Origin of the sequence: Mesoflavibacter sp., assembly GCF_964226795.1 — a bacterium.
In the GTDB taxonomy this organism is placed as follows: Bacteria; Bacteroidota; Bacteroidia; order Flavobacteriales; family Flavobacteriaceae; genus Mesoflavibacter; species Mesoflavibacter zeaxanthinifaciens.
Map to the genome: position 1 here is coordinate 93279 of NZ_CAXQQP010000007.1, position 26280 is coordinate 119558.

Here is a 26280-nt window from a genome sequence, read left to right on the forward strand (position 1 = left end):
AAAAAACATGAAAACTCAAGAGTTAAAAATACTAATGGTTGATGATCATCCAATGATTATAGAAGGCTATATGCATACATTAATGGCTACAAAAAAAGAAAACCAGTCTTTGACAATAGATATAGCTTCAGATTGTGATTCGGCATTAAAAGCCATGAAAAAAGCAAAAAGCATAGGCGTACCTTACAATATTTATTTTTTTGATATTAGTATACCAGAGTCTAGTGATGGCTTATATAAATCTGGAGAAGATTTAGCAAAACGAGTAAGAATGGTAGAAGAAGATGCCAAAATAGTAATTCTGACTATGTTTGATGAAGTTTATAGAATACATGATATTATAAAAACTATAAACCCAGAAGGATTTTTAATAAAAAGCGATTTAACCTCTAGTGAGCTAGCTAGTGCTTTTCAAGCCATTCAAAATAATCCTCCATTTTATAGTGGTACTATAAATAGAATACTAAGAAAAAGCTTACAAAATCCAATAACTTTAGATTTGGTAAATCATAAAATGCTTCATCTTTTATCATTAGGTGTAAAGACAAAAGATTTAGTTAAACATTTAGACTTAACTTTGAGTGCAATTGAAAAAAGAAAGAAAAACATAAAAGAGCTTTTCTTTGTTGAGGATGGTAAGGATGAAACTTTAATTAAAATTGCGAAAGAAAAAGGCTACATATAAAAACTTTTAAAGAAAATTACAATTTTGTTTAACGTTAAAAAAAGCTTTAAAAGTCTACATATACTTAAGACTTACGGTTTTTACCGCAATCTACTTACGGTAAAAACCGTAAAGGTATAATATACAATTACTTATATTTGTAATGACTATTAATTTAAGTATTTTCCCTTATAAACTTAGTTTGGTTAATAGCATTTACATTTACACACAAGAAAAAGCAACATCGCTCGATGTTGCTTTTTCATTTTATATATATGATTAAAAAAATTAAAAAATTAAATGCTTAAATTCCCAAAACGTACTAATAAAAAAGCCCATGTAGACTACTGCTACAATAAACTTTAAAAAAGTACCAGTTACAAAACCTAAAAAGGAGCCAAAAGCAGCTTTTAAAGCAGTTTTAGAATCTGCTTTATTAGATAACTCACCCAAGTACGCACCAACAAAAGGTCCAATAATAATACCAAATGGTATTGGTGCAATTAGTCCTATAATTAAACCTAACGTTGTCCCAATCATTCCGGATCTACTACCGCCAAATCTTTTAGTACCAATTGCAGGTATGATGTAGTCTAAAGCAAAAATTAATAATGCAAAGATTAAGGTTATAATCAAAAAAGAAGTGTCGTTGGGCACAGCGTCTGTCATAAATAAAAATAACAAACCAATCCAACTTAAAGGAGGACCAGGTAAAATTGGTAAGATGCTTCCAACTAAGCCTAACAAGATAAATGCAAAGCCAATAATGGTTAAAAAAATATCCATAAGTTTTTGTTTATATGACGATTATATTTCTGTTATGTTACATTTTTAAACTAAAAAATTAGTTTAAACTAATTTTTTAGTTATATTTGTTATGTTCAACTAAAACTTTAGTTATAAAAATGAAGCCACTTACAAAAGCAGAAGAAGATATTATGCAAGTCCTTTGGCAATTAGAAAAAGCTAATGTAAAAGATATAATTAATATACTTCCAGAACCTAAACCAGCTTACAACACGGTTTCTACAATTGTTAGGATTTTAGAATCCAAAGGATTTGTAGATTATGAAAAAAAAGGAAAGGGACATGTGTATTTTCCTATACTTAAAAAACAAGACTATAGCAATCAAAGCTTAAACACCTTGGTCGAAAATTATTTTCAAGGTTCTTTTAAAAGTATGGTGTCTTTTTTTGTGAAGAAAAATGATATAAATATTGAAGAGCTAGAAAGTGTTTTAAAAGAAATCAATAAAAACGAATAGTTATGGTTACCTATATCATTCAAATAATAGCTTTTCAACTTATATTTTTATTGGTTTATGAAGCGCTTTTAAAAAAAGAAACGTTTTTTAATTACAACCGTTGGTATTTATTATCAACTTCTGTATTGTCATTACTCTTGCCTTTTATTAAAATTGAAAGTTTTACTAAAACCTTACCAAGTAAATATGTAGTTGTTTTACCAGAAGTTGTTTTAGGTAACGTACAAAAAACACCACAAATAATTACAGAAGCTTCAACTATTACCAATCAAACCTCATGGTTAACGCTTAACAATATTATCATTTTAGGTAGTTGTATTGCATTTTTAATTTTTGTCTTTAAACTATCTAAACTTTTAAAATTATGGGCAAAATCTAAAAAAGTAAAGTCTAATGGATATCAAATCTTATCACTGCCAAATACAACTGTTGCTTTTTCCTTTTTTAGCTATGTGTTTATTGGTAACCAACTAACAGAACAACAAAAAGAAAGTATTTTGGCACATGAGCTTATTCATGTTAAACAAAAACACAGCATAGATTTATTATGGTTGGAAGTGTTAAAAATTGCACTTTGGTTTAATCCTTTAGTATATATCTACAAAGGATATTTAATACAAGTGCACGAATATATTGCCGACCAAAATGCCATAAAAACCGTCAATAAAAAAGACTATTATCAACGTTTATTACAGCAAATTTTTGATGTAAAATCGTTGCCTTTCGTCAATCCATTTTTTAAACAATCATTAATCAAAAAACGAATTATTATGTTACAAAAATCAAAATCAAAACCAGTATATTTAATTAAGTACTTGCTACTAATACCAATGATTACAGCAATGTTGGTGTATTCTTCATGTTCTCAAGACGAAACTAGTAAAGCAAATACAGAACAAACCACATTAACGGAAGAAGAATTGGTAGAAAAATACTTAAACGATTATAGAAGCAAGTATAAAGATAATATTGAAAAATTGTTTTCAGAGAATAAGGCAGATTATAATAATTACTTAAACACTTTAGACCAATATGCAAGACTTAAAGCTAAGTTTTTGTTTATGGCAGAAGATTTTAAGTTAAAAAATGGTAAGTCGGCAAATTTCATTAATGAAATAAAAAATCAAACCTATCAAGACTATTTAAAAAATAAAGAAACCCAAGAGTCTAAAGATAATTGGATTGGCAATCCAAAAAGAGGTACTTTAAGATTATTAGTAGAAGATTTAGATAATTTAACTACTGAAGAAGAAGCATTGAAACAATCAAAATTAGCGCAAATAAATAAAGAAGAATGGTATCATGCTCTGGTAATATCTGATGGTTACAGACATATTAAAATTGAAGTTAGAGAACCAAAAGGCGATTACATTCTCGATTCAAATAACGAAATAGATGTTCCTTTTAGTGTTATAGAACAAGTTCCATTAATTGAAGGTTGTGAAACAGTATTTAATATTAAAGAACAAAAAGAATGTTTTTCAAATAAAATTAACGAGCATGTTATGAAAAACTTCAATACAGAACTAGCTAATAATCTAGATTTAGAAAAAGGTGTAAAACGCATTTTTGTAAGCTTTAAAATAGATGTTAATGGAGATGTAGTAAATGTAAAAGCTAGAGCACCACATAAAGATTTAGAAGAAGAAGCTATTAGAGTGATTAATTTATTGCCAAAAATGACACCTGGTACAGATAAAGGTAAACAAGTTAATGTGCCTTATAGCTTACCAATAACCTTTAAAGTAGATTAGTAAATTTTCTTTTTAAAAAGTTACAACCGAAGTCTTTTGCTTCGGTTTTTTTATGGTCAACACCTAATAAATATACAATTATCAAGTAAAAATCGTATTTTTCGGCGATACTTGTTTAATATGAAGCAAATAGCAATTTTTTTTATATTCCTTTTGTTAGTGTCTTGTCAGTATTTTGAAGCTAAAAAGACATCAAAAGATGCTATACTAAAAAAAGAATTAAAAACATTTAATTGGAACGAAGTAGACACGTATCCAAGCTTTCCTGTTTGCGATTCTTTAGACACATTGACTAATAAAAAACAGTGTTTTGAAACTACGTTAGCCAATCACATAAGTACTCAATTAGCTAAAGAAACCTTTGTTGTGACTCAAGATATTAATGATACTATAATTCTAGAATTTTTAATTTCAGAAAAAGGACAATTACAAATTGAAAAATTTACGGTAGATTCTTTAACTATAGCAGAGTTACCTAATATTCAGCAAATAATAGAAAATAGTTTAGACAGTTTGCCTCCAATTTATGCAGCTTTAAAACGCGGTCAGCAAGTAAAAACACAATTTAAATTACCAATCATTCTTCAGGTTAATTAAAAGATTATTAACTTATTTTGTCATTCAGAGCTCAGCGAAGAATCTAAAAAAATTACTTCGGAAACTTAACAGCAAACTTTTTCATCAACCTTAAAATTTCAACATATAACCAAATAAGAGTTGCTAATAATCCCCAAGTAGCAAGCCATTCTTTGTGTTTTGGTGCACGATGTTTTTGTCTTTCAATAAAATCAAAATCTAAGAGTAATGATAAAGCGGCGAAAACAATAGCAAAAATATTAAAGCCAATAGCAAACCAACTTGTTCCCCAAATAAAACTTTTTATACCAAAAAAGCTTAAAATCCATGAGATGATATAAACTACAAAAATACTAGCACAAGTAGTAATAATAATACTTCGTAGCTTTTTGGTAACAATAATAATGCGTGTTTGATAAAGTAAAAGCATAACAAAAAATGTAACTATCGTTACACCAACTGCTTGATACGGTAAATCCGGAAATTTTGCTTGAGCATAAGCAGTAATTCCTCCAAGAAAAAAACCTTTTGCAACCGAGTATAATGGAACCAAAAAATGAGCCCATTGTTGCCTTACAGAAATAACAATACTAATCACTATTGCAGCAATACCACCACCAGAAGCAAACCATTTTATACTTGTGCCTTGCGTTTGTAGTTTCCAAATACCAACAACAATTGCAGTTATAATTAATAGACAATACAATGTTTTTAATAAAATGCCACCAACGGTCATTTTTTTTGGTTCTTGGTCGTAATTATCCCAAAAGTAACCGTCAAAAACAGGATTAGAAGTTTTGTCTATTAAACTCATTTATAAGTTAAATTTATAGCCTAAAGCTACATCTGTAGGAAAGTTATCTTCATTATCTATAAATGCAGCAAATAAAGAGTCAAACACTAAGGTGATATAACCATTACCAACTTTAAAATCAGCACCAAGTCCAAAAATTAAAGGTGCGTCAAATTCGGTATTAGAGACTTCGTTTTCTATTAAATTTCCTGGGTTTTCAGGGTTTTCGACTATATAAGTTGCGTTTACATTAGTTAATGTTGCAAATTTAGTTTGCGCGTAAACATTAAAATTATCTTGATTTACAAACCTAAATCTATAGCCTAAAGCTAATTGTGTAGCGCTATATTGTAGATTGTCATTTTCTGCAATGTATCTTAGGTTAACAAATCCAGCATGTTTAGGTTGTGCTTTGTCTTGGACAATTTCTAGCTCAGTCCCAAAAAACAGACTGTTTTCATTATCAGGGTTATTTACAAAAGGATTGTTAGTTAAACCTCCAAAAACACTTAATCTAGTTTTAAGTTTTGGTTTACTATCATTAGCTGTATAAGTATCGTCTACAGAAGTGTTATATTTATTTATAAATTGCTTCAAACCAAATAATGTAAATTTAGTTTTAGACGCATCCATGTCAGTTAAATTAGTAAGTGTAGTTTGATATTCGTTTTGGTACTTATTGTTGTTGCCTTTAGTGTTTTTAAGTTCGGTTACAACGTTGTCTTCGGTTTTAATAAAATATCTAAATTGCCCATCAACAGAAGTCCAAAGTAGATCTAAAGTGCCTTCTACTTCAGTGTCTAATTTTAAAGATTCGCCATTAACAGAGTAGGTTTGTTGTGCAAAACTTAATGTTGAAACACATAAGCTTAGAATGAAAAGTAATCGTTTCATAGAGATTGAAATTTGGTTGATTGCTAAAGTAGAAATTTTTAAACTAATAAACTATTTCTTAAAGCGTCTGTCTTTCCATTTGTAACTTGAAAACGAGCCAACAACAGCAACGTAAACACAAAAAAAAGGATATAATAAACTTGACGGTAAATAATACTTTAATGCTTGTTCTTTGCTGAAAAACACACTTGTTTTATAGATTAAAAGAAAATCTATAAGCAGCTTTAAAAGAAACAAATAGGCAAACGTTTTAAACTGAAATAACCCTAAAACCATTAACACAAAACTAATGACAATTACAGAATTTGCTAGTAAAACCATTAGCCCAACCAACTTAGCAAAATTATTATTGTAGTTAGATGTTTTATTAGCCCAACGTATGCGTTGCGATAGTAAACTTTTAAAATTTGGTTGCGGTATTGTTTGCACAACAGCATGTGTGCTTTTTAAATATCTAACAGAATTTACATCTGTTTTTAAAGCTTTTTCCATTAAAAAAATATCATCTCCGCTTGCAATGGTATCATTGCCTTCAAAACCATTCATGCTATTAAAAAAGGATGCTTTGTAAGCCAAATTAGCACCATTACATAAAAATGGTTTACCAATACCAAAACCAGCAATAGTGCTTCCTGTTAAACTTAAAAAATCTAATAGCTGAAAGTGTTTTAAAAACCCATTAACCTGATGGTAAGTTACTGGTCCAACAACCATTTTAACGTCATTTTGCTGAATGTATGTATCAAAACTATCTAGCCAATATTTTGGTAAAACACAGTCGGCATCGGTTGTGATAATCCAATCGTATTTACTAATTTTTATTGCAGAAGAAATAGCGTCCTTTTTAGGCGAATTCGATTGTCTTTTATTTTGAATCAATGTGATATCTAAAGTTGAAGTTGAAATAAACTTAGTAACAATATCTTCAGAAAGATCTTCAGAATCATCATTAACTAAAATGATTTCAAAAAGCGAATTTTGGTAATTTAACTCTGCAATAGAATTTAATAGCGCTGGTAAATTTTCGGCTTCATTTCTAAAAGGAATAATTACCGAAAATTTTGTTTTTGCAGGAATATCTTGCAGTTTAAACTCTGATACTTTTTCAATTGCAAAAGCAAATTTTCCTATTAAAAATAAATACAAAAGCAATATAACAACTGTTATAACAAGCATTAATTATGGTTTTTTAGAACATTAAAGTTAAGTACATAGTAACTACCAAAAACGCTAGGCAGTGCAAAATTAAGTAACCACATTAATAAAATACAGCTTAAAATAGGTAATTGGTTAATATCAGCTAGCCCAAAAACATACAGCGCAACACTACCTTTTATCACAACATCAAAAATTGAAATTGTCGGAATTATTGAAGCCAATAAATACATGGATGTAATTAAAATCATGGCGTCAATATAGTTTAATTGAATCCCAAAAAGTGTCAAAATAAAATAAAACTGAAAAGAAAATACAGCATATCGTAACACCGAAAGTAACAGCCCAATACTTAAATAATTTATACCTAAATTTTTAATATAATTAATCACTTTTTCAAAAGAAAAACCTTTAATATTAAATCGGTTTTGTTTCAAACCAAATACTGTAAACAAAGCAATTAAAGTCAATAATATTAAAGCTCTAATAAATCGATAACCAATATTGACTTCATAATTGTGATATAAAAAAATAAGCCCAATTACACCCAAAATAACAGTAACACTCATTTGAAGCATATTACTAATTAGGTTTAAAAGCAGTACTTTTTTGCGATGCGTTTTTGCAAAGTAAATCGCTTTTGCGCCGTATTCGCCAATACGATTTGGTGTAAAAATAGATGCAGTTAGAGCACCTAAACTTTGCTCAGTCGCTTCTAAAAAAATTATTGTTTTAATTTTTGAGATTAAAAATCGCCATTTCAAAATTTCTAAAAACCAATTAAGGCTGCTTAAAAACACTAAAAAAATGATGTTTTTTGTTGAAAACAGCTTGTTTTTGTCTAGAAAATTTAAAAAATCTTCAAATTTTAATTCCGGATTATTAAGTAATTTTTGATAAATAAAGTAAAAAGCGCCAACAACTATACTTAATTTGATAAGTACAAAAAAGAATTGCTTAGTTTTGTAAGGTAAGCTACTATTCATCTTATTTTTTCTGAAATGCTTGCAAAATAAACTAAAAAACACACAATGTTATCAAGATTTAAAATCATTTGTTTGTTAGCTTTTTTGATGTTTGGTTTAACCACAGTAAAAGCACAAATAGAAACTAGTAAATGGAAAGCTCTAATTGCTGTAGGTGTAAATAGCCCAAGTCAAGATGGATTTGTAACGCCTTTTGAGGCTAACGGATTAAATTTTCCGACCATAAATTTAGGAGTTCAGCATATGTTTACTAATCAATTAGGAGCTAAAGTAGATTTTGGGTATAATAGATTTGTAAATGCCGATAATACACCAGATTTTAAAGTAAACTACACACGTGTAAATGCACAGTTTGTTTATGATGCTACACCAGATTTTACGTTTTTACCATTTGGTACAGGTGTAGTTTTTCATGTTGGTCCTGGTTATTCTATGATAAAACCTTTAGATGCTTATGGCGATAATAAAACGTCTTATTTAAATGCTATGGGAGGAATGGAATTTCATTACGGAATAAGTAGAACTGTTTCTGCATATATCGACGCATCTTATATTATGGGATTTGCAAGCGATTTCGATCCTATTACAGAAGGTTATGGATCTTTTAACGGTAATTTATTAACCGTAACTGTTGGTGTTGCAGTTTCTTTAAGCGGTTGCGCAACTTGTAATTAATGGCAAAAGAACAAATTATATTAGGTATTGATCCCGGAACAACAATTATGGGTTTTGGCTTGATTAAAGTTGAAAATAAAAAGATGAGCTTTTTACAACTTAACGAGCTAGATCTAAAAAAATACGACGACCATTACTTAAAATTGAAATTGATTTTTGAAAGAACTATAGAATTAATCGATACGCATCATCCTGACGAAATTGCTATCGAAGCGCCTTTTTTTGGTAAAAACGTACAAAGTATGCTAAAGTTAGGTCGTGCGCAAGGTGTTGCTATGGCGGCAGGATTAAGTAGAGAAGTACCAGTTACCGAATATTCACCAAAAAAAATTAAAATGGCAATTACAGGTAATGGTAATGCTAGTAAAGAGCAAGTAGCAAAAATGTTACAAAGTTTGTTAAAGCTAAAAAGTTTGCCAAAAAATTTAGATTCTACCGATGGATTAGCAGCAGCAGTTTGTCATTTTTACAATCAAGGTCGTATAGAAATTGGTAAAAGCTATTCTGGTTGGACAAGTTTTGTGAAGCAGAATGAAAGTAGAGTAAAGAAGTAGTTTTATCATTCCTGCGTAGGCAGGAATCCACTTTTAATTTTTTTGATATGAAATATTTGCGACTATTTTTTTTAATGATTTTTCTGTCTAGTTGTAATGATGAAATAAAAAAAACAACATCAGACTTTAAAACTATTTCAATAAAATCTGGACCAAAAAATCAACATGTAGATTCGGCGAGATTTAGAAATTTAGTTGAAGGGAATATAAAGAGATACGAGTACAAAACTTTTGAAAATGATAGTACTTTTCACCAATTCATTGAAAAAGAAATTGAAAATGATAGTGTTTTGATAGTGGCAGGAACTAATTGTAAATTAATAAGCTCTCATAATTATCAATTTAATTCAGAAGAAATAAAAATACAAGCTTATTTATATAACATTCCTAACCTTTCTGATGATGAGTCTATATTTTATTTTAACAATAAATATGGTGTAATTGCTGAGTATTCTCTTGCTTGGCCTGACACCAAAGTACTTTATAATCAGGAAGAATTGAAGCCTCTTCAAGATTCAATTCATAAAGTTTTTAATAGATTTCTTTTAATTGATAAAATGGTAAAAATGTCTAAGGATTAACTGATATGTCCGGCATCTACATTCACATACCATTTTGCAAACAAGCATGTTATTATTGCGATTTTCATTTTTCGACGTCATTGAAAAAGAAAGATCAATTAATTTCTGCTTTAGCAAAAGAGCTTCAACTTCGTAAAGATGAATTTAAAAATACAACTGTAGAAACTATCTATTTTGGTGGAGGAACGCCAAGTCTATTATCCATTGAAGAATTACAATTTTTAATAGATACGGTACATGAAAATTACTCAATAGCAACGTCACCAGAAATTACTTTAGAAGCCAATCCAGACGATTTATTTGAAGAGAAAATTATAGAATTATCCCAATCGCCAATCAATAGACTAAGTATTGGTATTCAATCTTTTTATGAGAAAGATTTAAAGTTAATGAATCGCGCTCATAACGCAACAGAAGCTAAAAAATGTTTAGAAATTGCAACCCAATACTTTGATAATATTAGCTTAGATTTAATCTACGGAATACCAAACAGCACATCGCAGGAATGGTTAAATAATATTGAAACAGCGCTAAGTTTTGGCGTACCACATATTTCAAGTTACGCACTAACTGTCGAACCTAAAACAGCATTAGCAAATTTTATAGACAAAGGAATTATTGACGATGTAGATGATGAAGTTGCACACAAACAATTTCATCAACTAATAGAACAATTAGAAGAAGCAGGTTTTGAGCATTATGAGCTGTCTAACTTTGCAAAACCAGGTTATTACAGTAAAAACAATAGTGCCTATTGGTTAGGTAAACCATATATTGGTATTGGTCCATCTGCACATAGTTTTAACGGTGACCAACGTGCTTGGAATGTTAAAAATAATTCCATTTACATCAAAAAAATTGAAGAAAATGTCCTGCCATTAGAGATTGAAACATTAACAAAAAATGATAAGTATAACGAGTTTGTCATGACTGGATTAAGAACAATTTGGGGCGTATCATTATCTAAAATAGAAGACAAGTTTGGGCTTCATTATAAAAATTTCTTAATAAAAGAAGCTCAGTTTTATATCAATGAACAATTATTGTATATTGAAAAAGACAGCTTAAAAGCTACAAAAAAAGGAAAATTTTTAACCGACGGAATAGCAAGTGAGCTATTCATGTTAAATTAATTAGATGAAAACAGTAATTACAATAAACACTATAAAATACACAATAGACTTATCTAAACCTTTAGATATTTCTATGCCAATTAGAGGATCAAAGGATAACGCAAATGCATGGTATATTGAAGAGCCTAAAATTGAACCAGCGCAAATAGGCGAGTGGACTGCAAGTGTAAAAGAAGGTGCGTCTATTAACTTTAATAATATTCAATTTAATCCGCATGCACACGGTACACATACCGAGTGTGTTGGACATATTACCGAAAAATTTTATAGCATTAATAAATGCTTAAAAACTTTTTTCTTTAGAGCAGAGGTAATCACTGTAGCACCAGAAAAAATAGACGAAGATTATGTGATTTCTAAATCGCAATTAAAATTTTTACTAAAACAACGTAAGCCAGAAGCTTTAGTTATTCGTACAATGCCAAACACAAAAGATAAGCTTTCTAGACAATACTCTAATACTAATTGGCCTTACTTAACCGAAGATGCGGCAGAATTTATAAAAAAAATAGGTGTACAACACCTTTTGGTAGACTTACCAAGTGTAGATAAAGAAAAAGATGATGGTAAATTATTAGCGCATAAAGCGTTTTGGGATGTTAATGGTAAGATTAGAAAAAATGCCACTATAACTGAGTTTATTTACGTGAAAAATAAAATTCAAGACGGTAAATACATTTTAAATTTACAAATCGCACCTTTTGAAAACGATGCTACACCAAGTAAGCCTATTCTTTATAAAATAGAATAAAATGAAATCTGTTTTAAAACTAGAAGAATTATTACAATTCGCGTTAGGTATTTACTTGTTTTCTACCTTAAGTTACACTTGGTGGTGGTTTTTGGTATTAATTTTGTTACCTGATATTGGTATGTTAGGTTATTTAATAAATACAAAAACTGGAGCATTAACTTATAATATGTTACATCATAAAGGATTAGCAATTTTAATTTTTTTAGCTGGAATTTATTTTGAAATCGAAGTCATGCAATTAATAGGAATCATTCTGTTTTCTCACGCTGCTTTAGACCGAGTTTTTGGTTACGGACTTAAATATGCCGATAATTTTAAAAACACACATTTAGGACATTTATAATGGAAATTTTTATCTCATTAATCATTGGTGGACTTGTTGTTTTAGCAATATCTACCTATGTAAAACATTTAAAGAACAAAAAAAGAGTTTCATCACAATCGATAATTCTTTTAGATAAAATTAAAAAAGTTTGCAAGTTTATAACAGTAGAAGGTGACTTTGCAGAAATCTATCATTACGAAGATGTAAAAGAACGTTTTTTAAAACTAGTCTCAAGTCGTAAAAAAGCATTAGTAGTTATTAATGCAAAAGCACATGTAGGTTTTGATTTTAATAAAATAAGCTTGGAGGCAAACCAAAATACCAAAACAGTTATAATCAAAAGCTTTCCTCAACCAGAAATATTGTCTATAGAAACTAACTTAAATTACTACGACAAAAAAGATGGTTATTTCAATAAGTTTGAAGCAGCAGATCTTACAGCTTTAAATGAAGAAGCAAAACAACATATTCTAGAAAAAGTTCCAGAAAGCGGCTTGTATAATGTTGCCAAACAAGAAGCTTTAGAATCTTTACAATTAATAGAAAATATTGTTGAAACTATTGGTTGGACATTAGATTATCAGTCCTTGACTATTCATTCAAAAGAACAATCAAAGTTAAGAAAGTAACATTTAAACGTTAAAAAATGTAGTTTTAACGTTCGTTTCATCGAAAATCGAATAAAGAATTCGTTAATTTGTCTTAGTTTTTTTACCTTAAAGAAAAGTTAATTAAAATTTGCTATTATGAACAGATTACTACTTTATTTAAATGAAACCCTAGAAAGTTTAGACATTCCACCATTAACCAAGGTTGAAACTAAAAACTTAAAAACTAAAAGGAATAATACCTTAAAAAAAATCAAGCAACATAAAATTGAGTCTTAACTCTAAACATGAATTTAGGGCAGGTTTATCAATATTGTCTTCAAAAACCGCAAGCAGAAGAAACATTCCCTTTTGATCAAGATACATTAGTTTTTAAAGTATGTGGTAAAATGTTTGCGTTACTTCCATTAGAAAAATGGGAAGCAGGAGAAGGCTCCATTTCACTTAAATGTGATCCAAAATATGCGTTAGAGTTACGTGAAGATTATGATAGCATAAAAGGCGCATATCATATGAATAAAACACACTGGAATACTATTTATTTAAGTAAAAACGAAATAACTTACGACTTACTTTGTAGTTTAATTGATCATTCATATGATTTGGTAGTTAGTAAGTTATCAAAAAAACAACAAAGCCAATTAAACATAAATAACAATTAATCTATAGATATTTAAGTTTGGTCTAACAAAAAGGGCTAAACGTAGAATAAAATTAAGTTTTAGAATAACCATAAATTAATTTTGCATAAAAAAATGATTAATGGTTAAAAAAAGTCTAAATCAATCGCACAGTTACCGCAGTTTATTAAAGACATCTTATAAACCTCTATATACTAGTATACAACAATTACAATGTATAGATTTAATAGAAGACTATTTAACAAACAAGCAGAAACAACAACATGTAAGAGATTTATTAAAAGATTTAGAACAAACAAAATTATTAGCTCAAAAAAACACTTTAAGAGCTTTAAAATTTTGTAAGTAATTTTTTACGACATTTTATTACCATTCGTCGACACTTAATCGCTTTTGACCTTTAGTTTAAAAGCATTAAACGAAATTAAATTTATGTCTAATACTAATGTTCTACCTTTCGAGAATTATAAATCCCTCGATATGAAAAATAAGTTAAATATCTTATTGATAGAAGATGATATGATCGAAATCATGAAGTTGAATAGAACAATCTCTTCTTTAAAATTAAATCATAACATTGTTGAAGCTAATAATGGTGAAGAAGCTCTTAAAATTTTAGAAAAAAAAGACAATCTACCCGATATAATTTTGTTAGATTTAAATATGCCTAAAATTAATGGTATAGAGTTTTTAAGTATCTTAAAAAACGATGAAGTTTTAAAATATATACCAACTATAATTTTAACAACATCTAATAATCAAAAAGACTTGTTAGAATGTTATAAAATAGGTATTGCTGGATACGTAATTAAACCGCTAAAATACGAAGATTACGTTTCTAAAATAGAAAGAGTATTAAACTATTGGAGTGTTAACGAGTTAATAGTAGTATAAGATGAAAGGAATTGTATTTACAGAGTTTTTAGAGTTAGTCGAAGATAAATTTGGGTTAGAGATGGTAGATCGTATTATAGAAAATGCAGATCTACCATCTAATGGTGTATACACATCTGTAGGTACATATAGTTTTGCAGAAATGCTTCAATTACTTCAAAATCTAAGTAGTTATACAAACATATCTACAGACGATTTACTGCAAGTATACGCAGAACATTTTTTTAGCGTAATAGAAACAAGCTACCCAGGTTTATTAGCTACTTATAAAGATCCAATTGAAATGCTTTCTTCAATAGAAAATCATATACACGTAGAAGTAATGAAGATCTATCCAGATGCAGAGCTACCTACTTTTGTTATAGAAGAAAAAGGAGAAGGTTATCTAAAAATGATTTACAAATCAAGTAGAGCGATGTATAGATTTGGTTTAGGATTAATGAATAAAACCTTTGAGCATTTTAATGCTACAGCAAACATCGAATTTGAAAAAATAAAAGAAGACGGTACAGAAGTAAGATTTATTATCCACCAACAATAATGAGTCAAAAAGAAATTGAAATATTAAAAAGAACATTAGCAAGAGAAAAAGCAGCAAGAAAAGCTGCTGAAAAAATATTAGAAGATAAGTCTAAAGAGCTGTACAATGCTACAAAGCTTTTACAAAATCATCTAGCAGAAAAATCATCACAATTAAAAGGCGTCTTTGATAATATCTTAGACGCCTATGTTGTTATGGATCTTCCTGGTAATGTCTTAAAATTTAATGACGCAGCAACCAAATTATTTGGGTACGATATACAAAAACAAACAGTCAATGTTTTAGACTTTGTCTATCATAAAGATTTGCCATTGGCATTAGAATCTTTTTATTTACTTAAAACAAAAGGATATTACAGAGACTTTGAAGCTAGAATTGTTACTGGAAGTGGTACTGTAAAATGGGTTCATATTAATGCAAGTCTTGTATATGATAAAAATAAAAGACCCATTGCAGCTCAAGGTATAGTTAGAGATATTACAGAAGAAAAACAATTAAAAAAACAAATAGAAGACCAGCAAAAAAAGCTTAATATAATTGTAGATAACTCACCAATAGGTATTACTCTAACAGATGTAAAAACTCAAGATTTAACATTAGTTAATCAATCTTTTTTAGATATGTTAGGATATTCTAAAGAAGAATTTGATGGCGTTAGTCCACAAGAAATAACACATCCTGAAGATGAACCAGAATCTAAAGCTATAAGAAAACAATTACTTAAAGGCGAAATTGACAGTGCAACATTACAAAAACGCTATGTAAAAAAAGATGGTTCCTTCCTATGGGCCAAAACAAAAATACTATCTGTAAAAAATAACTCAGGAGATTTAGATTATATAGTAGCCACTATAGAAGATGTTACAAAAGAGCATAAAGCTAATTTAAAGATTTACAAGTCAGAAAAGCAATTATCTACATTAGTACAAAGCTTAGATACTGCAATTTTATTAGAAGATGATAAAAGAAATGCAGTATTAGTAAATAATAAATTTTGCCAATTATTTAAAATAAATGAAAATCCAGAAGATCTAGTTGGGTTAAATTATAATGACATTATTCTAAAAAGTAACAGAGCCTTATTCAAAGAAGAAACATTTACAAAAAACTCTGATGCTTTAATAAAAGAAAATAAATCAGAACTTCGAAAAGAAATAACTTTAGAAGACGGTACAATAGTAGAAAGAGACTACATACCAATTAATATAGCAGATGGATATAATGGACATTTATGGTCCTATTCAGACGTAACATTAAATAGAACATATCGTAGAAATTTAGAACAACAAAAGCACAAGTACCATAATATTATTGCAAATATGGATTTAGGCTTAATAGAGGCAGATTTAGATGGTAATATTACAATGGTAAACCAAAGTTTGCTAAATATGAGTGGCTATACGGAGGAAGAAATATTAGGCAAAAAAGGTAGAGATTTATTTCCTCTAAAATCTGAATCAAGAAAAGTAAAAGAGTTTATAGCTAAAAGAAAAGTAGGTGTTGCTAGTACTTTTGAGTTAAAGGTTAAACGAAAAAACGGAGACACTAGGTTTTGGTTTGTATGCGGATCTCCTAATCTAAACTTAGAGGATGAAGTTGTAGGAAGTGTAGTTGTAGTGTTAGATATCACAGATTTAAAAACATTACAACTACAAAAAGAAAGTCTATTAGGCAAACTAGAGAGAAGTAATACAGAGTTACAAGAGTACGCACATATAGTATCTCATGATTTAAAGTCTCCTTTAAGAAGTATACATGCATTAGTTAGCTGGCTAAAAGAAGACAATCAAGGAAAATTAGATCAAGTTAGCCTACAAAACATTTCTTTAATAGAAAATACGCTAGAAAAAATGGAGCAGCTAATAACAGATATTTTAGAATACTCCAGCATAGGATCAGACTCAAAACTAACAAGTGTAAACCTTGATAATACAATAGAAGAATTGCTTAAAATACTCTATATACCAGATCATATAACTGTTAACGTAAAAAATAAACTTCCAACTTTAGAAGGAGATTCAACCAAACTAAAGCAGCTGTTTCAAAATCTAATAAGTAACGCAGTAAAGTTTATAGATAAAGACAACGGACTAATTAATATAGATGTAACAGATAAGAAATCATACTATCAATTTTCAATAGAAGATAACGGGATTGGTATTGATAAAAAATTCCATGATAAAATATTTAAAATATTTCATTCATTGAATAAAAGTAAAGATTCAACCGGAGTAGGATTATCTATAGTAAAAAAAATAGTCGATCTCCATAAAGGTGAAATTTGGCTAGAAAGCGAGTTAAATAAAGGAACCACTTTTTATTTCACTCTAAAAAAGTAAAAAATGAAAACAGTACAATTAGTAAAACATAAAAACTCCGATTGGAAATATATTGGACAAGAAATAAAACTTAACGCACCATTAGTATTGGTTTTAGGTAACAGATATATGTTAGAAGACGCTAATATATATCAAGATATAAAAACTCTATTTCCTGATGGACAAATAGTTTTTGGATCAACTTGCGCAGAAATTTCATCAAATGATGTTAACCAGCAAAGTATTACAATTACAGCAATAGAGTTTGAAAAATCTACATTTGTAATAAAGACTAGTAACATAAAAAATAATAATCAAGATAGTTACAAAGTAGGTCAAGATTTAATCCAACAATTACCAAAAGATAATTTAAAACATGTATTTGTAATATCAGAAGGTAGTTTTGTAAATGGATCAAAACTAACGCAAGGTATGAATAGTGTTACCCAAAATAATTTGTTAATAACAGGTGGACTTTGTGGTGACGATGATCGTTTTGAAAAAACAATTGCAGGGTATAATGAAAATCCAAAAGAAGGACAATTAATCGCTATAGGTTTTTACGGAGATACTTTAGAAGTAACATTTTCTATTTATGGTGGTTGGACACCTTTTGGACCAGAACGTGTAGTTACAAAATCTGATGATAATATTTTATTTGAATTAGATGGTCAGCCAGCATTAGATTTGTACAAAACCTATTTAGGTGATAAAGCCAAAGACTTACCAGGTGCTGCATTACTGTATCCTTTAAACGTAAAAGTACAAATAGACGACCAACCAATTGTAAGATCTATTCTAAACATAGACGAAACTAATAATTCTGTAATATTAGCAGGAGACATACCAGAAAACGCAAAAGTGCAATTAATGATGACTAATGTAGATAACATTGCAAATGCATCAGAACGTGCCGCAAAGCAAGCAATGAATTTAAGACAAAACAAACCAGAACTAGCAATGTTAGTTAGTTGTATTGGACGTAAATTAGTCTTAGATCAAAGAGTAGAAGAAGAAGTAGAAGAAGTAATAGAAGTAATTGGTCAAGACGCAACCATTAGCGGATTTTACTCTTACGGAGAAATAGCTCCTTTTGATGGAGAAATATCATGTCAATTACATAATCAAACAATGACAATTACTTTAATAAGCGAATAATGAACTCGTTATTAAAACGACAAATAAGAAAATTTTTACCCGAAGAATTTGCAAAAAATGATGATTTAAAAACATTTTTAGACGCAATAAATAGTTCTTACAATAACTTTGAAGAACAATTTAATATGCAGCAAAGAGCCATGCAACTAAGCTCTGAAGAGTTATTTACAGCAAATCAACAATTAAGAGAAGAAGCAGACGCACAAAAAGAAGTAATAGATAAGCTTAAACACGTCTTAGACACCTTAAAGCTTTATAATTTACCAGATAATAACACGTCTAATTTTCTAAATTTAGATTTAGATGGCTTAAAACTTATCGAGTTTATAGACAACCAAACAAAAGAAATTGTCGAAATAAATAAACAAAGAGAACAATTACTATCAGAGTTAGCATATCAAAACCAAGAGTTAAGTGATTATGCTCACATGGTATCTCATGATTTAAAATCACCTTTAAGAAGTATAGACACCTTAACAGCTTGGTTTAAAGAAGATTTTAAGGATAAAATTGGAGAAAGCGGTAATAAACAATTAGAATTAGTTAGAGAAAATGTAGAAAAAATGGATGCTCTAATTAGCGGCATTTTAGAATACTCTTCTATAGATAAAAATCAATTAAAAATCTATGATGTAGATCTAGATTTAATTGTAGATCAAATCCTAAAAACTATACAAGTACCAAATCATATCACTATTACAAAAGCAAATTTACCTACAGTTAAAGGGGATAAATATAGGCTGCAACAATTGTTTCAAAATTTAATATCAAATGCCATAAAGTATAATGATAAGTCTAAAGGAAGCATTGAAATTGGAGTAGAAGATAAAAAACAATACTGGCAGTTTTTTGTTAAGGATAACGGAAAAGGGATAGACAGTGATTACTTTGAAAAAATATTTAAAACCTTTGAAAAGTTAGAAAACCGAGCAGACTCTAGCGGTATAGGATTATCTATCGTAAAAAAAATAGTCGAACTATATAAAGGTGAAATTTGGCTTGAAAGCGAAATAAATAAAGGAACAACATTTTACTTTACAATAAAAAAACAATTAAATGGAACAGCCTAATCTATCTTATATAAATACACTTTCTGGAGGAGATAAAGAATTTGAAGCACAATTGCTAGATGTGGTAAAAAAAGAGTTTCCGACAGAAAAAGAAACGTATTATAAAAACTTAAATAATAAAAATTATAAGCTAGCAGCAGAAAATGTTCATAAACTTAAACATAAAATTAGTATTTTAGGTCTTTCAAAAAGTTATGACATTGCTATTGATTATGAGAATAATTTATTAGACCATAATACAGATCTTAAAGAAGAATTTGATAATATATTAACTGTCATAACTAATTATTTAGATAAATTATAATTAGTTTTTAATGAATTGTATAATAATAGATGACGAGCTTACAGCAAGAACAATAATAAATAAACTTAGCTCTAATGTGCCAGATATTAATGTGGTAGAAGAGTTTCCTAATGCTATACAAGCCATAAAATACTTAAATCAAAATACTGTAGATTTAATATTTTTAGATATACATATGCCAGATTTTACTGGTTTTGATTTTATACAGACATTAAAAAATCCACCTAAAATTATCTTAACTACATCAGATGCAAATTTTGCAATTCAAGCTTTTGAATATGATTGTATCGTAGATTACTTAGTAAAACCAATAACCCAAGAGCGATTTAATAAAGCATTAGATAAAGCAAAATCAGCAACGTTTACATCTAAAGCTACAACAAGCTCGAATGAAGAAGACTCTGGTGTTAATGATTTGTACGTAAATATAGATAGACGCCTAATCAAAATAGATATACCAAGTATATATCTAGTAGAAGCAAAAGGAGACTATATTCATATTAAAACAGAGACAAAAAATTATACAGTACATAGTACATTAAAAAAAATACACGATAAATTACCAGATAGTTTATTCTTAAAAATACACAGATCTTATATCATTAACGTAGATAAAATAATAGATATCGAAGATAATAGTGTATTAATAAAAAAGGATGTAATACCTGTAAGTAGATCTAACCGTCCAGAGTTAATGAAGCGCTTAAACTTACTTTAATCGATAGTTTAACTCGGTTAAACGGTAATTGTAAATTTAAAACTTAAAAAATATTCCATTCATCGATACTTTAAAAAGCACTAATCGAATACTTTAACTGTTAAGTAACATAAAAAATAATTTTGTTGTTAGAAATATAAAACTAACAGCATGACCAAAATATACCAACTATTAGCGCTTTTTTTATTTGTATTAATAACTTCTTGTTCTACAGAAGATATTTCAAGTCAAAACGATACTAATCCTGATATTTCAACAGAAATAAATTATAATTCAATAGACTTAGAAATAATTCAACTAATTAATTCTCATAGAGAGGATTTAGGGTTGTCAAAATTAAACTTGCTAGATGTAGCTAGTTTAGAAGCAAAAGCGCACAGTAAGTATATGATAGATCAAGGTCAACCTAGTCATGACTTCTTCTTTTTAAGACAACAAAATCTACAAGTTACTGTTAACGCAATACATGTGTCAGAAAATGTAGCTTATGGGTATACAACTGCTCAAACAGTTTTTAATGCATGGTTAAATAGTGATTTGCATAAGCAAAATTTAGAACAATCATCATTATCTGATATAGGTATATATTCAGATGTAGACTCAAGTGGTAAAAGATACTATACCAATATATTTTTAAAGCGATAAACCATTTATCGATAGTTAACTACCATTTAACTTTAGAGTAATAGTAGTAAACGAAAAACACTAATAAACTCTCTTAACCTATATTATTTTTGTTAAAGATTTAATACCCAAAATCATGAATAAAACATTACTTTTTACTAAAATATTAATGGCTCTTTTAATAGGTCAATTAGCTATTGCACAAGACACGCCATTCAATTGTGATTATAATGCATATTTATTTCAAAAAAATGATGTTTACGCAATAGATTTAGCTTCTGGTAATTCTTATGAGGTCGCTAAAGATGTAACTCCTGGAAATATTAATGCAGCAGCCTATAATCCAGCAGATGGATTTATTTGGGGATCATTAAATACACCAACACAAACAATAATTAGAATAGGTCAAGATTTTCAAGTCACTACCTTTACAATTCCACAATTACCAGATTCTAATAGATATGTAGGAGATATTAGTGCAGATGGTATATATTATTTAAAAAGTGGAGGAACAGATTATTACAAAATAGATTTAAATCCACAATCTGCTAATTACGGACAGTATATATCTACAGAAACTTTAAGTCAAAATATTAATGTACATGATTGGGCTTTTAACGCTGTAGACGGAAATATTTATACAGTTGAAAAAGGAACTAACATACTTTATCGTATTAATCCTTTAACAAGCCAAGTAACAGCTTTGGGTGTTGTACCAATTTTAACAGGATTAAATTATACATATGGCGCTGTTTATTTTGATGCAGATGGTCGTTTTTATGTGTCTGCAAATCAAACAGGTACCATATATGTAATACAAAATGTGCAAGATATAAACACTTTGTCTGTTATAGATTCAAATTTATTTGCTTTTGGTCCAGCTAGTTCTAGTAATGATGGAGCACGTTGTCCAACAGCACCAGTATTACAAGAAATTTGTGACAACGGTATTGATGATGATGGCGATGGACTTGTAGATTGTGACGATCCTTCTTGTTCTGGATTTGGAAATTGTGATGTTATATTGCCTCCAACTACAGCAAACGATGGTGGATTAGAAAGTAATGGTAGATTATCTGAAGCTATTAACAAAAGAAACTACAATCGAGTTAAATCTGGTTATAAGTTTAATCCAAAAAACGCTAAAAGATTTACAAAAAATAACTCTAAATCTAATTTTAGATCAGTAAATACAACAGAAAGTGCTTCTGTAAATACATCATTTACCCTTCAAGATTTTATACCTTTAACAACTATAAATGAAGATTTTGCAATCGAGTCTACACCAACAGATTTGTTAAATATTACAAATGCAACCGAGGTTTTCTCTGTAGATTATTATCAAAATGATGCTTCTATAGCTTCAATTTTAGCTCTTAAAACAGAAAATGGTGTATACGAGCATACAAAATATATTTGTGATAGATTGTTAGGAGCTGAGTTGATTTCTGTTTCAACAATAATGATTAACGGTGAAGAGTTTGTAAAATCAATTATAAAAAACATAGACGGAAGTTTTGAGTATGTCTTAAGTCTATCTGCAAAAGAAGTAAATGATCAAGCTAACTTTGAGATAGAAAGTCACTGGAATTTAGATTTATACCAAGAAAATGTGACTTTTTACAACTTTCAAATTTGGTCAGATTCTGTAGACGATTTATACTTACTAGCACAAGAGGTATTAAATTTATTAGATGCCGAAAAAACCATAACAAATTATAATCTATCTGAAGCACCAACAGTATTTGTAAGAAAAGGAAAGTATATCAACGGTATGTTAGACTTGCAGATTATTAATAGTAATGCTACTAATAGTGTAACATTTGACGCTGGATATAGAACATCAGAAACTAATGATTTTAATTATACAACTTCTACAATAGACTTAAACCAAAACTATATTACTAATGTGCAAGTACCAACTGGTAACTTGTTTGATATAGGATTTAGAATAGGAGATGGTGTAAATATTCCTGACGATTTATTTATGTCTGATGGTCCATGGGGTATTGATGATGCACAACCAAATACAATAGTTAATAACTATGAAGTGCAACCAAATACAATCCCATTTGCAGAAGATGTTTTTCCTATAGAAAGAAATATTACCTTAAACGCAACAACTAATACCTATTTTGCAGCTTACCGTGCATTAACACCAAGATTTAAAGCTGTAGATGTAACAGATTACAACGTTTTAAAATTTAAAGCAAAAGGAACAGGTAGTTTAGAAGTTGCTTTAGTAAAACAAAGTATTACAAATTGGAACGAACAATATAAAGCTACAGTTAATCTAACTGAAAATTATACAAGTTTTTCGTTACCGTTTTCAGATTTTTATTCAGATTTAAGTGCTGAAATTGATCCAAATGATATTGTAACATTAGTATTTACAATGGTAAGCGAAGATGGCTCTACACAAACAAAAGAAATGAACTTACAAGATTTAAGGTTTGAAAGAGGTTTAGCATTATCAGTTTCGGATTTTGAGAGTGATATTAACCAAAACACATTAGTAGCATATCCAAATCCAATGTCTGAGGTGACTAGCTTAAACTTTAATGCTACAGTAAAAGAAAACTTAACACTATCTATTTATGACCAATTAGGTAAGGTTGTTTACAGACAACAAGTAAATGCTAGTGTAGGTAAAAATAAAGTATCAATACAAAGACAAAACCTAAGTTCGGGATTATATATATGTAAGTTAGAGAGTGTAAACTCTAACTATAAAAGTTTAAAGTTATTGATAAGGTAACTTTAATTGTTGATTAATAGCGAAGAAAGGGTAAAAGCAATGCTTTTACCTTTTTTTATTCTGATAATTTAAAAACGGGTCTTTTAAAAATTAACCACTTAAACCTAACACCAACTTCTGTGTAAGTAAATCCTGCTGCAGTAGCAGACGCAATATTACTTCTTATACCAAATATATTAGCTAAACATCTATCAGAAAATTTATATCCTAATTTACTTTGTATTCTGTAAGTGCTCTGGCTTTCGTTATCTTCTATAAACTGTAATCCTGTAGCAGCTGTAAGTTCGTAAAACCATTCTTTAGGTTTAGCTACATTTTCATCTTTAATTAGATTAACAAATACTTCTCCAGCATTGAATTGTTCTGGAGAAAAATATATAGTCGGAACTTGATTTTTAAATGTGATATATTGATAATTAAGACCTGCTTTAAGAGATGGTTTAGCTAGGATGTTGTAGTATAGAGATGTAAATAATAAATGCCTGTTGTTTTGATCATTTTGACTAGTATAAAAGTATTGAGTAAACCAGCCTAAATTAAAGTTGGTATTTAAACTATAGTTAGCATAATAATTATTTTGAACAATTTGACGATTTAATAATTCGGCATTAAAATTTTGTAAGTCTCTTTTATACCCAACTTTTAATTGCTGTAACTTAAAAGGTTTTATATCTAATGATACATCAGTTAAAAACTGATTGTAATTAGCATTATTTGCATCTGCACTAGATATACCTGCCATAACATTTGCAGTGATTGTATTTGTTAATTTATAAGATCCGCCTAAAGTAAAATCATTAGAAGTCGCGTTAAAATTAGTAACTTTATTATCTGTTTTTCTATAGATATAGTCTGCTTGAAGTTTCAGTTTTGTACTTAAAGGAAATTGTAAACTGTTACTTAAACTTACAGCATTATTATCTCCGTTGTCAAAAGAATAAGAAGCTTTTCCTTCATAAAAAGGTGTAAAATTATTTTCTATGTTTTTAATAAAGTTTAAAGCATCTTTTTGATTATTGTAAATATTTAATGTTTGTTGCGCAGATTTATAGGCTTGATTGGTTTGGTTTAATGCTTTTAATGTGTTTGCCTTACCTAGATTGCCATCAAAAGAAGTACTATCGTTTTTTAATATAGTATTGTAATCTGTTAAACTCTTTTTAAAGTCACTTTTATAAATATTTAAAGTGGCTCTTAAGGCGAGTATCCAATTGGTATTAGGCTGCTCTTTAATTAAATTGTTTATTAAACGGTTAGCCTCTTTGTATTTTTTATTCCAAATTAATGCCTGGATGTAACGTTCTGTAGTTTGTTTGGTCAAAGACTTGTTGTTTGCTTGGTTTAATACTTGGTAGGCTTCCTTGCTAGTATTTAATGCTAATTTTTCTTTTCCTTTTAAGTGATATACTAAAGCTAATCCATTTAAAGCTTCTATTGTATGAGGTGTTTTGTTTTTTAATTGATTGTAAGTGTTTTGAGCTAAATCTAATTTGTTTACAATTAAATATAGATTAGCTAAGTTTAGCAAAGTCTCTTTATCATTATTAAAAAGTTCTAAATTTTTTAGCAATAATTTTTCTGCCTCTTCATAAGATTGTTCTTGTTGTTTTTTATAAGCGTAACCTAGGTAGATATATTTTTTAGAGGTTAAGGCATTTGGATTATTATTTGAAACAGACAAAGCTTTGTTTACATAATTTAGAGCTTCATCATATTCTTTTAAGTTAGATAAAGTGTTTGCATAACTTAGTAACGCAGGAAAACTTTTGGGTTGTTCTATAATTAGTTTTTTAAAGTAGGTTTTGGCTTTTGTGTAATTTTTATTCCATAATAAAGATTCTCCATAATTTAATTTAACCTCAAAGTCTTCAGGATAATCATTTACTAGATTAGAAAATAAAGTTAAGGCTTTTTTTGGGTCACCATTTAATCCAACAGCTCTTCCATAACAAAGTCTAGCTGTTTTGTTTTCAGGATATGTTATTAAAATATCTTTAAAATAACTTTCAGCTTTTTTGTAATCTCCAGACTCTAAATAAGAAAAACCTTCTTGCATATTTTGTCCGTTTAAAGAGTAACAAAAAAGAAAGATTAGTAGGCTAATAGTATGTTTTAATTTCATAAGTGACACTTATTTATTGCTTTTTGAGGTAAATAGCTTGTTTGTTCATCTACAGTTATTTGCAATCTATCGAAATACATCAGTTAAGCTTATTGTTTAAGTAGATATTTGCTCTAAATAAATTTAAAGATAAAAATTATGGCATTAACAATAACAAGAGACAAAACTTTATTTGAAATAGTTGGTAGAATTGATACATCTACAGTAAAAAGCTTTGAGACACACTTAAAATTAATGCTAACTAATTTAGAAGATCTTACCTTAAATATAGATAAGGTTTCTAAAATAGATGCCAGTGGTATGAAAGCTATAAGAAACTTATACGATAATGCCATATCTAATAATAAAAAACTTTGCATTACAGGTTTAGGATGTAAAGAAATTTATGAAGAATTAAGAAGTAAATAAAAAGAAT

30 protein-coding genes are annotated in these 26280 nt (G+C 28.8%); 24 read left to right on the forward strand and 6 right to left on the reverse strand.

From position 1 onward, the window contains the following. Nucleotides 1-7: 7 nt before the first annotated feature. Complete coding sequence (locus tag ACEQT4_RS05665; RefSeq protein ID WP_027880910.1) at nt 8-685, forward strand: response regulator; 678 nt, start codon at nt 8-10, stop codon at nt 683-685. A 267-nt stretch (nt 686-952) separates the two neighbouring features. On the opposite strand, the gene ACEQT4_RS05670 is transcribed toward ACEQT4_RS05665, so the two are convergent. Then, entirely contained in the window at nt 953-1450 is a 498-nt protein-coding gene (locus tag ACEQT4_RS05670; RefSeq protein WP_370226465.1) for a DUF456 domain-containing protein, read from the reverse strand. A gap of 119 nt (nt 1451-1569) precedes the next feature. Between ACEQT4_RS05670 and ACEQT4_RS05675 the strand changes: the two genes are divergently transcribed. From ACEQT4_RS05675 to ACEQT4_RS05685, 3 genes are all read left to right on the forward strand, one after another. Continuing rightward, nucleotides 1570-1929, forward strand: coding sequence for a BlaI/MecI/CopY family transcriptional regulator (locus ACEQT4_RS05675; protein ID WP_027880912.1), 360 nt, complete (start codon nt 1570-1572; stop codon nt 1927-1929). Between the two features lie 2 nt (nt 1930-1931). Further along, the gene (locus ACEQT4_RS05680) at nt 1932-3683 is read left to right on the forward strand and encodes a M56 family metallopeptidase (RefSeq protein ID WP_370226467.1); all 1752 of its coding nucleotides are present in this window, start codon (nt 1932-1934) and stop codon (nt 3681-3683) included. Between the two features lie 120 nt (nt 3684-3803). Then, nucleotides 3804-4280, forward strand: coding sequence for a hypothetical protein (locus ACEQT4_RS05685; RefSeq protein WP_370226468.1), 477 nt, complete (start codon nt 3804-3806; stop codon nt 4278-4280). A 52-nt stretch (nt 4281-4332) separates the two neighbouring features. Here the strand turns inward: ACEQT4_RS05685 and ACEQT4_RS05690 are convergent, their stop codons facing one another. The 4 genes from ACEQT4_RS05690 to ACEQT4_RS05705 are packed head-to-tail and all read right to left on the reverse strand — an operon-like array spanning nt 4333 to nt 8087. Continuing rightward, nucleotides 4333-5073: a Bax inhibitor-1/YccA family protein gene (locus ACEQT4_RS05690; RefSeq protein ID WP_370226469.1), complete on the reverse strand. Its 741-nt coding sequence runs from the start codon at nt 5071-5073 to the stop codon at nt 4333-4335. Beyond that, nucleotides 5074-5946 carry a hypothetical protein gene (locus tag ACEQT4_RS05695; protein ID WP_370226470.1) on the reverse strand — a complete coding sequence of 291 codons (873 nt, stop codon included), beginning with the start codon at nt 5944-5946 and terminating at the stop codon, nt 5074-5076. Nucleotides 5947-5997: 51 nt separating this feature from the next. After that, nucleotides 5998-7122, reverse strand: coding sequence for a glycosyltransferase (locus ACEQT4_RS05700; protein WP_370226472.1), 1125 nt, complete (start codon nt 7120-7122; stop codon nt 5998-6000). Then, nucleotides 7122-8087, reverse strand: a complete 966-nt coding sequence (locus ACEQT4_RS05705) for a lysylphosphatidylglycerol synthase domain-containing protein (RefSeq protein WP_370226473.1) — start codon at nt 8085-8087, stop codon at nt 7122-7124. Before ACEQT4_RS05705 ends, ACEQT4_RS05700 begins: the two co-directional genes overlap by 1 nt. Nucleotides 8088-8132: 45 nt before the next feature. Here ACEQT4_RS05705 and ACEQT4_RS05710 point away from each other — a divergent pair, with 45 nt between their 5' ends. From ACEQT4_RS05710 to ACEQT4_RS05800, 19 genes are all read left to right on the forward strand, one after another. Next, nucleotides 8133-8762, forward strand: a complete 630-nt coding sequence (locus tag ACEQT4_RS05710) for a cell envelope biogenesis protein OmpA (RefSeq protein WP_372521209.1) — start codon at nt 8133-8135, stop codon at nt 8760-8762. Then, nucleotides 8762-9316, forward strand: a complete 555-nt coding sequence (gene ruvC / locus ACEQT4_RS05715; protein ID WP_370226476.1) for a crossover junction endodeoxyribonuclease RuvC — start codon at nt 8762-8764, stop codon at nt 9314-9316. Before ACEQT4_RS05710 ends, ruvC begins: the two co-directional genes overlap by 1 nt. 47 nt (nt 9317-9363) lie before the next feature. Further along, nucleotides 9364-9897, forward strand: a complete 534-nt coding sequence (locus tag ACEQT4_RS05720; protein WP_370226477.1) for a hypothetical protein — start codon at nt 9364-9366, stop codon at nt 9895-9897. A 5-nt stretch (nt 9898-9902) separates the two neighbouring features. Next, nucleotides 9903-11030 carry a radical SAM family heme chaperone HemW gene (gene hemW, locus ACEQT4_RS05725; RefSeq protein ID WP_370226478.1) on the forward strand — a complete coding sequence of 376 codons (1128 nt, stop codon included), beginning with the start codon at nt 9903-9905 and terminating at the stop codon, nt 11028-11030. A gap of 4 nt (nt 11031-11034) precedes the next feature. Then, a complete protein-coding gene (locus ACEQT4_RS05730) occupies nt 11035-11781 on the forward strand; it encodes a cyclase family protein (protein ID WP_370226479.1) in 747 nt (248 codons plus the stop codon). A gap of 1 nt (nt 11782) precedes the next feature. Then, a complete protein-coding gene (locus ACEQT4_RS05735) occupies nt 11783-12127 on the forward strand; it encodes a DUF4260 domain-containing protein (RefSeq protein ID WP_370226480.1) in 345 nt (114 codons plus the stop codon). Next, on the forward strand, nt 12127-12738 hold the full coding sequence (locus ACEQT4_RS05740; protein ID WP_370226481.1) for a DUF4230 domain-containing protein: 612 nt from the start codon (nt 12127-12129) through the stop codon (nt 12736-12738). The genes ACEQT4_RS05735 and ACEQT4_RS05740 overlap by 1 nt, the downstream gene beginning before the upstream one ends. 117 nt (nt 12739-12855) lie before the next feature. Beyond that, on the forward strand, nt 12856-12996 hold the full coding sequence (locus ACEQT4_RS05745; protein WP_155912676.1) for a hypothetical protein: 141 nt from the start codon (nt 12856-12858) through the stop codon (nt 12994-12996). Nucleotides 12997-13004: 8 nt separating this feature from the next. Further along, nucleotides 13005-13379 carry an MmcQ/YjbR family DNA-binding protein gene (locus ACEQT4_RS05750; protein ID WP_370226483.1) on the forward strand — a complete coding sequence of 125 codons (375 nt, stop codon included), beginning with the start codon at nt 13005-13007 and terminating at the stop codon, nt 13377-13379. A 100-nt stretch (nt 13380-13479) separates the two neighbouring features. Continuing rightward, entirely contained in the window at nt 13480-13707 is a 228-nt protein-coding gene (locus ACEQT4_RS05755; RefSeq protein ID WP_370226484.1) for a hypothetical protein, read from the forward strand. A gap of 131 nt (nt 13708-13838) precedes the next feature. Continuing rightward, nucleotides 13839-14252: a response regulator gene (locus ACEQT4_RS05760; RefSeq protein ID WP_027880928.1), complete on the forward strand. Its 414-nt coding sequence runs from the start codon at nt 13839-13841 to the stop codon at nt 14250-14252. 1 nt (nt 14253) lies between these two features. Next, the gene (locus ACEQT4_RS05765; protein ID WP_370226485.1) at nt 14254-14793 is read left to right on the forward strand and encodes a heme NO-binding domain-containing protein; all 540 of its coding nucleotides are present in this window, start codon (nt 14254-14256) and stop codon (nt 14791-14793) included. After that, the gene (locus ACEQT4_RS05770; protein ID WP_370226486.1) at nt 14793-17132 is read left to right on the forward strand and encodes a PAS domain S-box protein; all 2340 of its coding nucleotides are present in this window, start codon (nt 14793-14795) and stop codon (nt 17130-17132) included. Before ACEQT4_RS05765 ends, ACEQT4_RS05770 begins: the two co-directional genes overlap by 1 nt. Before the next feature lie 3 nt (nt 17133-17135). Beyond that, complete coding sequence (locus tag ACEQT4_RS05775; RefSeq protein ID WP_106679850.1) at nt 17136-18269, forward strand: FIST signal transduction protein; 1134 nt, start codon at nt 17136-17138, stop codon at nt 18267-18269. Further along, nucleotides 18269-19339 (forward strand): ATP-binding protein, encoded by a 1071-nt coding sequence (locus tag ACEQT4_RS05780; protein ID WP_370226488.1) that lies wholly within the window; start codon nt 18269-18271, stop codon nt 19337-19339. Before ACEQT4_RS05775 ends, ACEQT4_RS05780 begins: the two co-directional genes overlap by 1 nt. Further along, nucleotides 19326-19643 (forward strand): Hpt domain-containing protein, encoded by a 318-nt coding sequence (locus ACEQT4_RS05785; RefSeq protein ID WP_370226489.1) that lies wholly within the window; start codon nt 19326-19328, stop codon nt 19641-19643. Before ACEQT4_RS05780 ends, ACEQT4_RS05785 begins: the two co-directional genes overlap by 14 nt. Before the next feature lie 10 nt (nt 19644-19653). Next, the gene (locus ACEQT4_RS05790; protein WP_370226490.1) at nt 19654-20361 is read left to right on the forward strand and encodes a LytR/AlgR family response regulator transcription factor; all 708 of its coding nucleotides are present in this window, start codon (nt 19654-19656) and stop codon (nt 20359-20361) included. Nucleotides 20362-20511: 150 nt separating this feature from the next. Next, nucleotides 20512-21006: a CAP domain-containing protein gene (locus tag ACEQT4_RS05795; RefSeq protein WP_027880935.1), complete on the forward strand. Its 495-nt coding sequence runs from the start codon at nt 20512-20514 to the stop codon at nt 21004-21006. Between the two features lie 115 nt (nt 21007-21121). Beyond that, the gene (locus tag ACEQT4_RS05800; RefSeq protein WP_370226491.1) at nt 21122-23743 is read left to right on the forward strand and encodes a T9SS type A sorting domain-containing protein; all 2622 of its coding nucleotides are present in this window, start codon (nt 21122-21124) and stop codon (nt 23741-23743) included. Between the two features lie 55 nt (nt 23744-23798). Here the strand turns inward: ACEQT4_RS05800 and ACEQT4_RS05805 are convergent, their stop codons facing one another. Then, nucleotides 23799-25865 carry a tetratricopeptide repeat protein gene (locus ACEQT4_RS05805; RefSeq protein WP_370226492.1) on the reverse strand — a complete coding sequence of 689 codons (2067 nt, stop codon included), beginning with the start codon at nt 25863-25865 and terminating at the stop codon, nt 23799-23801. Between the two features lie 138 nt (nt 25866-26003). Here ACEQT4_RS05805 and ACEQT4_RS05810 point away from each other — a divergent pair, with 138 nt between their 5' ends. Next, nucleotides 26004-26273, forward strand: a complete 270-nt coding sequence (locus ACEQT4_RS05810) for an STAS domain-containing protein (RefSeq protein WP_370226493.1) — start codon at nt 26004-26006, stop codon at nt 26271-26273. Nucleotides 26274-26280 lie beyond the last annotated feature (7 nt).